Source organism: Ancylobacter sp. G4_0304 (assembly GCF_047501495.1).
Taxonomy (GTDB): Bacteria; Pseudomonadota; Alphaproteobacteria; order Rhizobiales; family Xanthobacteraceae; genus Ancylobacter.
The window spans coordinates 63,821-77,574 of record NZ_JAZDRM010000003.1; the positions used below are offsets into that span (position 1 = coordinate 63,821).

General features: G+C 67.2%; 14 protein-coding genes. 8 read left to right on the forward strand and 6 right to left on the reverse strand.

Going from position 1 to position 13,754, the window contains the following annotated elements:
* Positions 1-41: 41 nt before the first annotated feature.
* The 5 genes from VRZ77_RS02640 to VRZ77_RS02660 all read right to left on the reverse strand — a co-directional run bounded on the left by VRZ77_RS02640 (position 42) and on the right by VRZ77_RS02660 (position 4,492).
* The gene (locus tag VRZ77_RS02640) at positions 42-794 is read right to left on the reverse strand and encodes an SDR family NAD(P)-dependent oxidoreductase (RefSeq protein ID WP_414591163.1); all 753 of its coding nucleotides are present in this window, start codon (positions 792-794) and stop codon (positions 42-44) included.
* A gap of 14 nt (positions 795-808) precedes the next feature.
* A complete protein-coding gene (locus tag VRZ77_RS02645) occupies positions 809-1,654 on the reverse strand; it encodes a fumarylacetoacetate hydrolase family protein (protein WP_414591164.1) in 846 nt (281 codons plus the stop codon).
* 44 nt (positions 1,655-1,698) lie between these two features.
* Positions 1,699-2,868 (reverse strand): mandelate racemase/muconate lactonizing enzyme family protein, encoded by a 1,170-nt coding sequence (locus tag VRZ77_RS02650; RefSeq protein ID WP_414591165.1) that lies wholly within the window; start codon positions 2,866-2,868, stop codon positions 1,699-1,701.
* Between the two features lie 9 nt (positions 2,869-2,877).
* Complete coding sequence (locus VRZ77_RS02655; RefSeq protein ID WP_414591166.1) at positions 2,878-3,558, reverse strand: amino acid ABC transporter permease; 681 nt, start codon at positions 3,556-3,558, stop codon at positions 2,878-2,880.
* A gap of 79 nt (positions 3,559-3,637) precedes the next feature.
* Positions 3,638-4,492, reverse strand: a complete 855-nt coding sequence (locus tag VRZ77_RS02660; RefSeq protein WP_414591167.1) for a substrate-binding periplasmic protein — start codon at positions 4,490-4,492, stop codon at positions 3,638-3,640.
* 268 nt (positions 4,493-4,760) lie between these two features.
* On the opposite strand from VRZ77_RS02660, the gene VRZ77_RS02665 reads away from it, so the two are divergent.
* Positions 4,761-5,567 carry a FadR/GntR family transcriptional regulator gene (locus VRZ77_RS02665; protein ID WP_414591168.1) on the forward strand — a complete coding sequence of 269 codons (807 nt, stop codon included), beginning with the start codon at positions 4,761-4,763 and terminating at the stop codon, positions 5,565-5,567.
* The gene (locus VRZ77_RS02670) at positions 5,564-6,589 is read left to right on the forward strand and encodes a hypothetical protein (protein WP_414591169.1); all 1,026 of its coding nucleotides are present in this window, start codon (positions 5,564-5,566) and stop codon (positions 6,587-6,589) included. The genes VRZ77_RS02665 and VRZ77_RS02670 overlap by 4 nt, the downstream gene beginning before the upstream one ends.
* Here VRZ77_RS02670 and VRZ77_RS02675 read toward each other — a convergent pair.
* Positions 6,586-7,392: an SDR family NAD(P)-dependent oxidoreductase gene (locus VRZ77_RS02675; RefSeq protein ID WP_414591170.1), complete on the reverse strand. Its 807-nt coding sequence runs from the start codon at positions 7,390-7,392 to the stop codon at positions 6,586-6,588. The two genes, VRZ77_RS02670 and VRZ77_RS02675, sit on opposite strands and share 4 nt — an antisense overlap.
* A 203-nt stretch (positions 7,393-7,595) precedes the next feature.
* On the opposite strand from VRZ77_RS02675, the gene VRZ77_RS02680 reads away from it, so the two are divergent.
* From VRZ77_RS02680 to VRZ77_RS02705, 6 genes are all read left to right on the forward strand, one after another.
* Positions 7,596-8,615, forward strand: a complete 1,020-nt coding sequence (locus VRZ77_RS02680) for an ABC transporter substrate-binding protein (protein WP_414591171.1) — start codon at positions 7,596-7,598, stop codon at positions 8,613-8,615.
* A gap of 96 nt (positions 8,616-8,711) precedes the next feature.
* Positions 8,712-9,797 carry an ABC transporter ATP-binding protein gene (locus VRZ77_RS02685; RefSeq protein ID WP_414591172.1) on the forward strand — a complete coding sequence of 362 codons (1,086 nt, stop codon included), beginning with the start codon at positions 8,712-8,714 and terminating at the stop codon, positions 9,795-9,797.
* Positions 9,798-9,841: 44 nt separating this feature from the next.
* The gene (locus VRZ77_RS02690) at positions 9,842-10,678 is read left to right on the forward strand and encodes an ABC transporter permease (protein WP_414591173.1); all 837 of its coding nucleotides are present in this window, start codon (positions 9,842-9,844) and stop codon (positions 10,676-10,678) included.
* The gene (locus tag VRZ77_RS02695) at positions 10,675-11,472 is read left to right on the forward strand and encodes an ABC transporter permease (protein ID WP_414591174.1); all 798 of its coding nucleotides are present in this window, start codon (positions 10,675-10,677) and stop codon (positions 11,470-11,472) included. The genes VRZ77_RS02690 and VRZ77_RS02695 overlap by 4 nt, the downstream gene beginning before the upstream one ends.
* A gap of 46 nt (positions 11,473-11,518) precedes the next feature.
* Positions 11,519-12,733, forward strand: a complete 1,215-nt coding sequence (locus VRZ77_RS02700; protein WP_414591175.1) for a mandelate racemase/muconate lactonizing enzyme family protein — start codon at positions 11,519-11,521, stop codon at positions 12,731-12,733.
* Between the two features lie 19 nt (positions 12,734-12,752).
* Positions 12,753-13,655 (forward strand): SMP-30/gluconolactonase/LRE family protein, encoded by a 903-nt coding sequence (locus VRZ77_RS02705; RefSeq protein ID WP_414591176.1) that lies wholly within the window; start codon positions 12,753-12,755, stop codon positions 13,653-13,655.
* The last annotated feature ends 99 nt before the right edge of the window (positions 13,656-13,754 follow it).

Below are 13,754 nucleotides of genomic sequence, written 5' to 3' on the forward strand. Positions count from 1 at the left end.
GAGGGAGCCGTCATTCACTTGGGCTGTAGCGCGTGCCTCTTTCAGTAGACGGCGCGCCCGCCGGAGATGTCGAACACGGCGCCGGTCGAGAAGGCGCAGTCCTCCGAGCACAGCCACGCGATCAGCGCCGCCGCCTCGTCCACCGCGAGGAACCGATTCATCGGGATCTTCGACAGCATGAAGTCGATATGCTCCTGCTTCATCTGGCTGAAGAGTTCCGTCTTCGCCGCCGCCGGGGTGATGGCGTTGACCAGGATGTTCGAGGTGGCGAGTTCCTTGCCGAGCGACTTGGTCAGCCCGATCAGGCCCGCCTTCGACGCCGAATAATGCGAGGCATTCGGGTTGCCCTCCTTGCCGGCGATGGAGGCGACGTTGACGATGCGCCCCCAGCCATTCTTCAGCAGGTGCGGCACCACCGCCTTGCAGGTAAGGAACGGCCCGACGAGGTTGACGTCGATCACCCGGCGCCAGACCTCGGTGTCGAGCTCCCACAGCCTGCCATTGCCGCCGGTGATGCCGGCATTGTTGACGAGAATGTCGATCTTGCCGTGAGCGCTTGCCGTGTCCTTCGTCGCGGCGGCGACGCTGGCCTCGTCGGTCAGTTCGACGGCATGGGTCGACACGGTGCCGAGCTGGCTCAGCCCGGCGGCGGCCTCGGCGAGGCGGGCGGCGTCGATGTCCCACAACGCGACGGCCGCGCCGGAAGCGAGCATGCGTTCAGCCGCGGCGTAGCCGATGCCACGGGCGCCGCCGGTGATGATGGCCACGCGGCCATTCAGGTCGAGCTTGTTCATCTCGGGAAACTCCTTCACGCCGCCGGAACGGTGGTCTGCATCTGCTCGCCGAGGCCGGATATGGCGAGGCGCATGGTCTGGCCGGCCTTGAGATAGACCGGCGGCTTCTGGCCGAGGCCGACGCCGGGCGGGGTGCCGGTGGAGATGATGTCGCCCGGTTGAAGGCTCATGAACTGGCTGCAATAGGAGACGATGGTCGGCACGTCGAAGATCATCGTGCGCGTTGAGCCGTTCTGGTAGCGCCTGCCGTCGACTTCCAGCCACATGTCCAGCGCGTGCGGGTCGGCGATCTCGTCGGTGGTCACCAGCCACGGTCCGATAGGCCCGAACGTGTCGCAGCCCTTGCCCTTGTCCCATTGGCCGCCGCGCTCAAGCTGGAAATGGCGCTCCGAGATGTCGTTGACGACGCAATAGCCGGCGACATGGGCGTAAGCCTCGTCGACGGAGACATATTTGGCGGGCTTGCCGATGACGATGCCGAGCTCGACCTCCCAATCGGTCTTTTCCGCGCCGCGCGGGATTTCCACGTCGTCATAGGGGCCGACGATGCAGCTGGTGGTCTTCATGAACACCACCGGCTCGTCGGGGATCGGCATGCCGGATTCGGCGGCGTGGTCGGTGTAGTTCAGGCCGATACAGACGAACTTACCCACCTGCCCGACGCAGGCACCGATGCGCGGATCGCCTTCCACCCCTGGCAGGGCTGAGACATCGAGCGCGGCGAGGCGGGCGAGGCTTTCGGGCAGCAATGTCGCGCCGGCGATATCGGGCACGATGCCGGCGAGATCGCGCAGCACGCCCTGCGCATCGAGGATGGCGGGGCGTTCCGCGCCCGGTTCGCCGTAGCGGACGAGCTTCATGGGCGTTTCTCCTTGAGGGGCGTTGCGGGCCGTTAAGGCGGCCTTCAGGTCGGTGCGAACAGCGAGGCCGGGTTCTGGGTGAACCGCGCCAGCGCATCGTGGGCGAGCGCGACGCCGAGGCCCGGCCGGTCGGGAATGCGGAGCTTGCCGTCCGCGTCGAGCACGAAGGGATCGGCGACGATGCCGTCGACATAGGCGCTGCCGCCGATGAACTCGACCAGATCGCACTGGGGCAGGGCGGCCGCCAGCTGTAGATCGGCGGCGAGGCCGAGCGCGGTGTTCCAGCCATGGCCGACATAGCGGAGCCCGAAATCGTCGGCGAGCCAGGCGATGCGCCGCTGTTCGCTCAAGCCGCCGACCTTGGTCACGTCCGGCTGCACGATGTCGAGGGCGCCCGATGACAGCCAGGGAACGAAGCTCTGCCGGCGCGTGAGCACCTCGCCGCCGGCGATCGGCACCGGGCTCGCCCGGCGCAGCGTGCGGAAATCCTCCAGCGCGTCCGGCCGCAGCGGCTCCTCGAACCAGCCGACATCATAGTCGCGCAGCATCTGCGCGGTGTTGAGCGCCCATTTCAGCCCCTGCGGCCAATAGGCGTCGCAGGCGCCGGCGTCGACGAAAAGCTTGGCATGGGGGCCGGTCGCCTCGCGCGCGGCGCGCACGATCGCCTCGTCCAGCTTCGTGCTGTCGCGCCGTCCGAACGGGCCCCAGCCGATCTTGTAGGCCGTGAAGCCGCGCGCGCGATGCGGCCCGATAACGTCGGCCATGCGCTCGGGCTCGTCCATCAGCAGCGAGCAATAGGGCGTCACCCGGTCGCGATAGGTGCCGCCCAGCAGCCGCCCGACCGGCTGGCCGAGCGCCTTGCCGAGAATGTCCCACAGCGCGATGTCGATACCGCTGATGGCGTGGGTGAGGCTGCCGCCGCGCCCCATCCAGAAGGTGTTTTGGTGGAGCTTTTCGCTGACCCGCTCGGGTTCCAGCGCGTTCTCGCCCCGCCAGAGCGGCTCCAGTACGTCGACGGCGGCCTGAACCAGCCGCCCGTCGGTGAACACGCTGCCATGGCCGGTGAGGCCTTCCTCGGTGTGCACGGCGATGAGCGCGTGGACCGAATCTTCCGGTTTGATCTCGGCCGACCAGCCGCCCTTCGGGCTCTCGCCGAACAGCGGCGCGACGACGATGGAGCGGATGGTGGCTTTCGGCAGGGCGATGTCGGGCATGATGCGTACTCAGGACTTTCGGTCTGGCGTCGACCAGCCGCGCTGCGACCAGCGCTCCAGCCGGCGTACGAGAAGGGCGGCGGGAAAGCCGACCGAGAAATAGAGAAAAGCGGTGACGGTGTAGACGGTGAAATACTGGTAGTTGCGCGCGGCGATGATCTGACCAGAGAACATCAGCTCCTGCACCGTGACTAAGGAGGCCAGCGCGGTATCCTTGAACAGCGCGATGAGATAGTTGCCAAGGGCAGGCAGAACCGTGCGGAATGCCTGCGGGAAGATGATCTTGATGAAGGTGACGGTGCGCCCGATGCCGAGGCTCTGTGCCGCCTCGTACTGGCTCTTCGGCACCGCCTGAATGCCGGAGCGGTAGACCTCGCTCATGAAGGCGGAATAGTTCACCGTCAGGCCGATGATCGCGGCCGTGACCGGCTCCAGGCGGATGCCGGCGCTGGGCAGCACGTAATAGATGTAGATGAGCTGCAGGATCAGCGGCGTGGCGCGGATGAACTCCACATAGAAATCCGCCGGCCAGCGGATCCACCGCGTGGGCGACATCCGGGCGAGCGCCAGCGGGATGGCGAGCACCCCGGCCAGCAGGATCACGACGACGGTGAGAAAGGTCGTCACGGCGAGGCCCTGCAGGAAGACAGAGCCGTATTCATCCACGACGGAGAAATCGAACAGGTTCATGAAGCGATCCGCCGCTTACGCGGGAAAGGGCAGGCGGGGCCGAAGCCCCGCGCGCCGGGCTGACGGGTGCGAAGGACCGTCAAAGCGGGAAGAAGAACAGGTTGCGGTTGGTCAGCCCGTAGCTCTTGAGAATTGCCGTGGCCTGACCATTGCCACGCACTTCGGCGAGGCCCTGGGTGAAGGCGGCGCGCAGCGAGCAGTCTTCCTTGCGCAGCGCGTAGCGGGCATAGCCGTAGCCATATTTGAAAATCAGTTCGTCCGGGATCGTGACATTGGCGACGATCTCGATCGGGGCCGAGCCATTGGCCTTCATGAACTCGATGATCTTCACGTCATCGTCGAGGATGGCATCGACGCGGCCGGTGGAGATGGCGGCGAACTCCTCGGCATCGGTCTGGAACGCGGTCACTGCGACACCGATCTTGCGCAGATATTCGTCGGCAGCCGAGCCGGCGATGGCGCCCACCTTCTTGCCCTTGAGGCTGTCGAAGGAGGTGATGCCCGCCGGATTGCCCTTCGCGACCACGATGGCGGGACCATACCACCAGGCAGGGCCGGAGAAAGAGACCGCCTTGAGGCGGTCCGGCGTGACGTGAATATTGGCGGTCACGATGTCGATGCGCTTGGCCAGCAGCGCGGGGATGAGCTGGCCGAACGGCATCACCTCATATTTGAATTTGGTGACGCCGGCCCATTTGAGCGCCGCCTCCACCAGTTCAACATCGAGCCCGGCGGCCTTCTTGGTGGCGGGGTCGAGCGAGGAATAGGGCGGGGAAGGCGAGAAGCCGAGGGTGACGCCTTCGGTCTTGGCGCGGGCCAGGGACGCATCGCCGCAATTATCGAACAGCGGCGGGGCCTCGAACTGGAACTCCTGTGCGCTCGCGCTAACGCTGACGACGGCCGCAAGCAGGGCCGCCAACATGGTCTTGAGCATGCCGTTCTCCTGATCTGGACGGGCCGGCCGATGCCGACTTAAAAAATATTATTTAATGAGCGGAGAATGTCCAGATGCTTTTCAACAGCTCGCTCTTGTTCGGCATAAAAATATGATTTAAATGCATTTTATGGCTGCGATCCTGCGTCGGCGGGCCATCGGCCCTTGTGCGGGTGCGGGATATCGCCTAGCGCAGGAGTGTAGCGGGCGCCGGTTTTCGAGCCGGCCCGCGCCGCCCTTTCAGTCAAGACGCAAGACGGAGAGCGCCGTGACGGAGCGCCCATCGACGCCGCGCAGGCGCCCTGAGACAGCCGAGGCCAGCGACGCGCACCCGCCGCGTCCCGCGCGCCCGTCGGGCTATCGTATCAGCGGCGTTCAGGGCCATGTCATAAGCGAGCTTGGCCGCGCCATCGTCTCGGGCCGTTTCGCGCCCGGCGAGTTGCTGCCGCGCGAGCCGGAGCTTATGGCCGAGTTCTCGGCGAGCCGGCCTTCGCTGCGCGAGGCGCTGAAGGTGCTGGCTGCCAAGGGCCTGATCGAGATGCGCCAGAAGGTCGGCACGCGGGTGCGCCCGCGCGACCTGTGGAACACCTTCGACAGCGACGTGATCGCCTGGCATTTCGGCGACGGCAACGGCTCGCCCGAGCTGCGCGACACCATGATGCGCGATCTGATCGAGCTGCGCCTGATGATCGAGCCCGCCGCCGCGCAGCTCGCCACCGGCCGCGCGACCATCGAGGACCTGCGCCGCATCCGCTCGGCACTCCACGCCATGGAGGCATCGAGCGGCGATCTCATCAGCTACGCCCATGCCGATGTGGCGTTTCACATGGCGGTGTTCGCCGCCAGCCATAATACGCTGCTCGGCAGCTTCGCCCATCTGGTCGCCGACTTCCTGCATCTGAGCTTTTCCATCCAGCAGCAGGCGCTGAAGGCGGACAAGAGTGTCGAGGATGACATCGGTCAGCATCGCGGAGTGTTCGAGGCGATCATTGGCGGCGACGGCGAGGGCGCGGCGCGGGCGATGCGCGATGTGATCCTTGACGGCAAGGATTCGCTGCTCGCGGCGCTGAAGTGAACGACGCGCGCGGGCCTGAACTTACGCTCGACTGGCGCCACGGCGCGTTGCGCGTGTCGCCGGTGGGCGCCATGCTCGCCGAGCTGGTGTTCCATCTGCCGGACGGCCCGTTCGCTCCGTTCTCCCGGCCGCACTGGTCGCCGGACGATCCCGTGCTCGCCGACCTGCCGGCCCATCTGCGCCATCTCGGCGCGGAGTTCGTCTGCCTGCCCTTCGGCGTCGGCGGGCCGGTGGACGACGTCGCGCCAGGCTGGAGTGGGTTCGGTCTTGATCGCTGCAATGATCTTCCGCACGGCCTTGCCGCCAATGCGCCGTGGCAGGTGGAAGAGCACGGCGCCGATCGGCTCCGCCTGACGCTCGACTATCCCGCGAGCCATGCGGTGCGCCGGCTGACGCGCACGCTCACGCCACAGCCGGGCGCGCCGGCTCTCGACCTTGAGCTGGCCATCGAGGTACGGCGCCCGACCCGGTTTTCCCTCGGTCTCCATCCGATCCTCTCGCTGGACCTGCCGTCCGAAAGCCTGCGCATCGAGGCGCGGTTTCGCCGTGGCCTCACCTATCCGGCCTCCGTGCCCGGCGGGGCGATGCGCGCGGCGGTCGGGCGTGATTTCGCCTCGCTTTCCGCCGTGCCGGCGCGCGACGGCGGCATCATCGATCTGGCGCAGCTGCCGAAAGCCGCGCCTATGGAGGATGTGCTCCAGCTTTGCGACGTCGAGGGCGCTGTGGAGGCGGTGTTCCCGGAGCGCGGGGCCGTGCTGAGTCTCGACTGGGACCGGGAGCTCTTGCCCTCCTGCCTTCTCTGGATCAGCGACCGCGCGCTGCCCGGCGCGCCGTGGGGTCGGCGGTTCCGGGGGCTCGGCATCGAGCCGATCGCCTCCTGCTTCGATTTCGCCGAGGCGGTGTCGCTGGAGGACAATCCGATCGCGGCCGCCGGCACTCCGACCGCGCTGGCAGCGACGCCGGAGCGGGCGACCGTCATCCGCTACAGCCTCGCGGCGCGGCCGCTGCGTCCGCTGTTCTAGAAGGTCGACGAGACGCCGCCATCGACCAGCAAGATCTGGCCGGTCACGTAGCGCGCATCGTCCGAGCACAGGAAGAAGGCCGGCCCGGCGATGTCGGCCGGCGTGCCCGGCCGGCGCAGCGGGATGCGGCCGTGGCGAATATAGATGTCGCGGAACCAATCGGTCTCGTGCTCGTGGCCGCTGCCGTCCGGCAGTTGCGCCATGCGGGTATCGATGAAGCCGGGCGCGAGCGCGTTGACGACAATGCCTTCCGCGCCGAGATCGCAGGCGAGGGCGCGGGTGAAATTGACCAGCGCGCCCTTGGCGGTGGCATAGGCGAGCGAGTCGCGGGTGCCGCGAACGCCCTGGATCGACACGATGTTGAGGATGCGCCGGGCTTCGCCGCCCTTGCGGATCAGCGGCAGCAGGGCGAGCGTGACCCGGATTGCGCCATCCTGGTTGATGTCCAGCACCGCGCGGTAGTGCTCGAAGCTCATGGCGTCGATGCCGGCGGCGTCGAGAATGGCCGCGTTGTTCACCAGTATGTCGCAGCGGCCATGGCGTTCGTCCACGGCCCGCGCCAGCGCTGCGACCGAGGCGGCGGCGGCGATGTCGACGCGCTGTCCAAGGGCTTGCGGGCCGAGCGCGGCGGCGGCGTGGTGCGCCTCGGCCTCGTCGATATCGGCCACCACCACGTGAGCGCCCTCGCGCGCGAAGCGCTCGGCGATCGACAGGCCAATGCCGCGCGCGCCGCCTGTGACAACGGCGACCCGCCCTTCCAGACGGCGGGCGGCGTGCGGGGAAGGCGGGGCATCAGGGGGCATGGCGGTTCCAGACATGACGGGTAGGGAAGGGGATTATAAAATATGATATTTTAGGGCGTCAATCGATCGGCGCCCGCGGCCATGTGAGCGCGGGGGCATTGTAAAGGCAAATTTCAGGCGGTTTCCACACGTGTCGAATTGACCGAGAAAAATAAATATGATTTTTTATCTCAAGCCAAAGGGCGCCAGATGGAGATCAGACGATGAATTGGATGTCGAGGACAGTCGCCGCATCGCTTGCCACGTTCACGCTGCTCGCCTCGGCGGCCGCCATTGCCCAGCCCAAGGGCGAGGTGAGGCTCCTTGCCTATGAAGGCTATGCCGATCCGGCCTGGGTCGAGGAGTTCCAGAAGGAGACCGGCATCACCGTCAAGGTGACCTATGTCGGCGGCGTCGACGAGCAGATCGCGAAGATGAAGGCGTCGAACGGCAAGGATTACGACGTCGTCACCATCGATACAGCCAGCCTGAAGGCCTATGCCGACCAGAAGCTGATCTCGCCCATCGACAAGACCAAGCTCACCAGCGCCGGCAACCTGCTTCCGGAATTCAAGTCCATGTCGAACGCCACCTTCGACGGCGCCACCTATGGCGTGCCGTGGGCGTGGGGCTCGCTCGGCATGGTCTATGACAAGAAGACCTTCCCCACCGCGCCGGAAAGCTGGGAGGTGCTGTGGGACCCGAAATACAAGGGCAAGGTCATCTCGCTCGACGACGCCAACAACGCCATCAATTTCGGCGCCATCGTGCTCGGCATCAAGGACCCGTTCCACCTGACCGACGCCCAGTTCGCTCAGGTGAAGGACAAGCTCATCGCCCTGAAGCGCAACCTGCTCACCTATTTCGCCGGCTTCGACGAAGGCACCACCATCTGGAGCGAGAACGACGTGGTGCTGATGTTCTCCATGGGCGAGCTCGCGGCGATTAACCTGCAGAAGAAGGGCTTCGACGTCGGCTACACCATCCCCAAGGAGGGCGCCGTCGGCTGGCTCGACAATCTCGCGGTCAGCGCCGGCACGCCGAACCCGGACGCCGCCTATGCGTGGGTGAACTTCGTGCTGCAGAAGAAAATTGGCGCCGACATGGCCAAGAAGTTCGGCTACGGCGCCACCACGGACGCGCCCGAGGGCATGGACTATGCCAGCCGCCTGATCTGGGCCGACAATCCCGAGGACTACACCCGCCGTCAGGCAATCTGGAACGAGGTCAAGGCGGCCGAATAGCCGCGGGTTGGACCGGGCCGGCCCCGTCGGGCCGGCCGCGCGACCTCGGGCGGCATCGGGTGCCGCTCTCCATGGCCGGATTGCGGGACGATACGAGTGCAGCCTCTTCTCCATCTCCAGAACATCTCGAAGCGCTACGGTGCGGTGCGCGTGCTGGACGGCATCGACATCACCGTCGCCGACAACGAGTTTCTGACCATTCTCGGGCCCTCCGGCTCCGGCAAGACCACCATCCTGCGCATCATCGGCGGGTTCGAGGGCATCGACGGCGGCAGCCTGATGTTTGAGGGCCGCGACCTCTCCACGGTCCCGATCAATCGCCGGCCCTTCAACACGGTGTTTCAGGACTACGCGCTGTTCCATCACATGACGGTGGCCGAGAATGTCGGCTACGGCCTGAAGGTACGCGGCCGCCCGAAGGCGGAGATCGCCGCGCGGGTCGCCGAGGTGCTGGAAACCGTCGGGCTCGGCGCGCTGGGCGGGCGTTATCCCGCACAGCTTTCCGGCGGCCAGCGCCAGCGCGTGGCGCTCGCCCGCGCCATCATCTGCGAGCCGCGGCTCATCCTTCTCGACGAACCTCTGTCGGCGCTGGATGTCGAGCTGCGCGCGCAGATGCAGCGCTTCCTCAAATCGCTGCAGCGCCGCCTCGGCATCGCCTTCGTGTTCATCACTCACGACCAGGAGGAAGCGATCGCGCTCTCGGACCGCATCATCGTGGTCAATCGCGGCCGCATCGAGCAGGAAGGCGCGCCGGAGGAGCTCTATCGCCGCCCCCGCACGACCTTCACCGCCTCGTTCCTCGGTGACAACAACCTGATCCCCGGAACGCTGGCGTCCATCGACGGACGGCTCTGCGCGGTCGATACCGCCGCCGGGCGTGTCGCCGCCACCGTCGACGGGCCTGCACCGGCGCTGGGAAGCGCGGTGCTGGTGGCAGTGCGACCCGAGCATGTCCGCCTCGACGCCGATCCCGCCGCCACCGTGGGGCTACCTGCCGAGGTGGCGGATGTGCGCTTTCTCGGCGCCAACGTCATGGTCGAGTTGCTCACCCCCGCTCTGCCGGGCGCTGTGGTCAAGGTGCGGCGCCTTGCCGACGGCTCGACCGCCGGTCTCGCGCCGAAAGCGCCGGTCCGGCTGGGCTGGGCGGCCGACGATGCCGCCCTACTGCCGGCGGCCAAGTGAGGGAGGGCGCGATGCGGCAATCCACATCCCACCGACGCGGCGACATGGCTCGCGCATGCCTCTCCCACACGCTCAATCTCGGCCTGCCGTTCCTCTTCGTGGTGATCCCGATCCTGTCCTTCGTGGTGGTCAGCTTCTGGACGCTTCAGGACGGGCAGATCCTGCGCATTCCGACGCTCGCCAACTACCGCGCCTTCTTCACCGAGGGCAGTTACTTCACGGTCTATCTCCAGACGGTCGCGCTCTCGCTTCAGGTCACGCTGGTGAACGTCGCGCTGTCGACCGCCATCGCGCTCTTCATCTTCCGGCGCACGCCGCGCCTGCGCTTCCTGATCCTGATGAGCTTCATGCTCCCGCTGTTCATGAGCTACATCATCAAGGTCTATTCGATCCGTTCCATTCTGGGGCAGCGCGGGCTGCTCAACGAGGCGCTGCTGGCGATCGGGCTGATCGACCAGCCGATCGAGGCGTTGCTGTTCTCGCGCACCGCCATCTTCATCGCGCTGGCGGTGCTGTATCTGCCCTATGCGATCCTGCCGATCTATCTGGCGCTGGACCGCATCCCGGCGAACTATCTCGCCGCCTGTGCCGACCTCGGCGCCAGCCCGATGCAGACGCTGCGCGATGTCGTGCTGCCGCTCGGACGGCCGGGCATCGCGGCGGGGGCCGTGTTCACCTTCATCCTGACCTTCGGCGATTTCGTCACGCCGCAAATGGTGGGCGGCACCCAGGGCTTCACCTTCGGGCGCATCGTGTTCAGTCAGTTCGGCCTCGCGCTTAACTGGCCGCTCGGCTCCGCGCTCGCCGTCATCCTGCTCGTCACCACGCTGCTCGCGGTGGCGCTCGCCGGTCTCGGGCTCAGGCGGGAGCATGTGCGATGAAGCAGAAGGCTCCGCTCCTCGACACGCTGCTCGGCATCGTCGCCGGGGTCGGCCTCGTCGCGCTCTACGCGCCGCTGCTGGCGACGGCCGCGCTCTCCTTCTTCCAGATCGTGCGGGTGCGCGGACAGCTCGGCTTTGCGCCGTTCTCGCTCGATCCCTATGTCGCGCTGCTGGCCAATGGCGAAATCCTCGCGGCGCTCGGGACGTCGCTGGTGGTGGCGACCCTGTCCAGCGTTCTGGCGCTGGTGCTGGCGCTGATGTTCGCCTTCTATTTCGTCTCGGCGCGGCGCGGGCTCGGCCATGCTATGCAGATCATGGTGTTCCTGCCGTTCCTGCTTCCGCCGATCATCACCGGCCTGTCGCTGTTGATCGCGTTCCGCGAAATCGACCTCGGACGCGGGCTGGCGACCATCATCGTCGCCCATGTCGTGTTCATCGTGCCGGTGGTGTACCGCACGGTGCTGGTGCGGCTGCAATTGCTGGGCGGGAGCCTGACCGAAGCCTCGCTCGACCTCGGCGCCTCGCGGGCGCAGACGCTGGCCTACGTGATCCTGCCGCAGATGCGCCCGGCGCTGATTTCCGGCGTGCTGCTCGCCTTCGCCATCTCCTTCGACGAAACACTGATCACGCTGTTCGTCGCCGGCTCCGAAACCACGTTGCCGATCCGCCTGTGGGCGATGATGCGGGTTGGTTTCGTGCCGGAGATCAACGCCCTCGCGACGCTGATCTTCCTGTTCACCGCCGTCATCACCTTTGCCATCGGATTGATGCAACGCGCCGGGGAGCGTGTCTGACACGCCATCCGCCCGTTCGCCGTCCTGTTGAGAGAAGCCGCGTACCATGAAGATCGAAGCCGTCGATTTTTTCTACCTCGCCATGCCCGAGATCACTACGGCCGCCGACGGTAGCCAGGATGCGCTGGTGGTGCGGGTGACGGCCGGCGGGCATGTCGGCTGGGGTGAATGCGAGGCGGCGCCGCTGCCCTCCATCGCCGCCTTCGTCTGCCCGATGTCGCACGGCGCCTGCCAGCCGGTCCGGGGCTCGGTGCTCGGCCACCGGCTCGACGGGCCGCAGGACATTGCCCGCATGGCCGCGCAGGTCGAATATGACAGCATGGATCTGCTCCAGGCCGCGCATACCTGGTCGGGCATCGAGATGGCGCTGTGGGACCTTCTCGGCAAGGCGCGCGGCGAGCCGGTATGGAAGCTGCTCGGCTATGACCGCTCCTGCCGAAAGACACCCTATGCCTCGCAGCTGTTCGGTGACACGCCGCAGGAGACGCTGGAGCGCGGTCGCCGCTCGCGCGCCGAGGGCTTTCGCGCCGTGAAGTTCGGCTGGGGGCCGATCGGGCGCGGTGCTCTTGGCGTCGATGTCGACCATTTCGCCGCCGCCCGCGAAGGGCTCGGCCCGGACGGCATTCTGCTGGTCGATGTCGGCCAGATCTTCGGCGAGGATGTCGAACGGGCGGCCGAGCGCATTCCCGCGCTGGAGGCCGCGAAGGCGACCTGGCTGGAAGAGCCGTTCGCCGCCAGCGCCTATGGCGAATATGCCGCGCTTGCTGCGCGCAGCACGGTGAAGATGGCGGGCGGCGAGGGCGCGCATAATTTCCACATGGCGCGCAACCTCATCGATTACGGCGGTATCGGCTATGTGCAGATCGATTGCGGGCGCATCGGCGGCATCGGACCGGCCAAGCGGGTCGCCGATCATGCGCGCGCAAAGGGCGTCACTTATGTGAACCACACCTTCACCTCCAACCTCGCGCTCAGCGCCTCGCTACAGCCTTTCGCCGGCATCGCCGAGGCGACGCTCTGCGAGTTCCCGGTGGCGCTGCAGCCGCTGGCGGTGGCGTTGACGGCCAATCACATAGAGCGCGACGGCAATGGTGAGATCGCCGCGCCCGAGGCGCCGGGCTTGGGCGTGGAGATCGATCTCGCGGCGCTGGATCGCTACCGGGTCGACGTGGAAATCTCCGTCGGCGGCCGCATCCTGTTCCGCTCGCAGGCGGGGGACGATCCCGGCGCCGGCGTGCCGGCCATGGATGTGGCGTCCTGACACGAAGCGGAGGGCCCGGATGACCGACGAAGCGACCTCAAGGCGCCCGAGCTTCCGCATCGCCGCGCGAACCGGCGATGCCCTCGGCGAGGCACCGCTGTGGCATCCGGTGGACGGGCTGCTTTACTGGCTCGATCTGGCGGGCGGGCGCCTCCATCGCATGGATGGTGAGGGGCGGGTCGAAACCCGCCCGCTAGACCGCCCGCCGCCGCTCGGCGCCATCGTCGCCGGGGATGCCCCCGGCCGCCTGATCCTCACCGCGTCAGATGGCGTGTGGCGCTATGACTGGGCGACAAACGGCATGGAGCCGCTCGCTAACCCCGAGGCGGGGCGGGAGGCGATTGGCTTCAACGATGCCAAGGTCGACCGCTGGGGCCGGCTGTGGATCGGCACCAGCGATCTCGCTGAGCGCGATCCGCGCGGGGCGCTGTGGTGCTGGGCGCCCGGGAGCCCTCCGGTTCTGGCGGATGCCGGCTTCACCGTGGTCAACGGGCCGGCTTTCTCGCCGGATGGAACGGTGCTCTATCTCAGCGACAGCGTCGGGCGGCGGGTGCTGGCCTATGACCTTGCCCCCGATGCCGCCGGCCTGCGCAACCGGCGCGTGTTCGCGGAAATGGCGGTCGACGAAGGCTATCCCGACGGCCTCACCGTCGATGCCGAGGGCGGCCTCTGGGTGGCGCATTGGGATGGCTGGCGGGTGACGCGCTTTTCGCCGGAAGGCGAGCGGACGCTGGTGATCCCGCTGCCGGTGCCGCGCGTGACCAGCGTTGCCTTTGGCGGGCCGGCCCTGTCGGTTCTGTTCGCGACCAGCGCGCGGCTCGACCTCTCCGCCGCGCTGTTGGACGCAGCGCCGCTTTCCGGCGCGCTTTTTGCTGTCGACACCGGGTTCTCCGGTCTCGCCGAGACGACGTTCCGGAGTTAAGCGCGTCACGGTAGAGCTTGCGCGAGGCAGGTAGCCGCAGGGCCCGTGCGCTGGCCGCGGCGCCGCCACGGGCGCCATCTCGGCGCGCGGTGTCCCGTT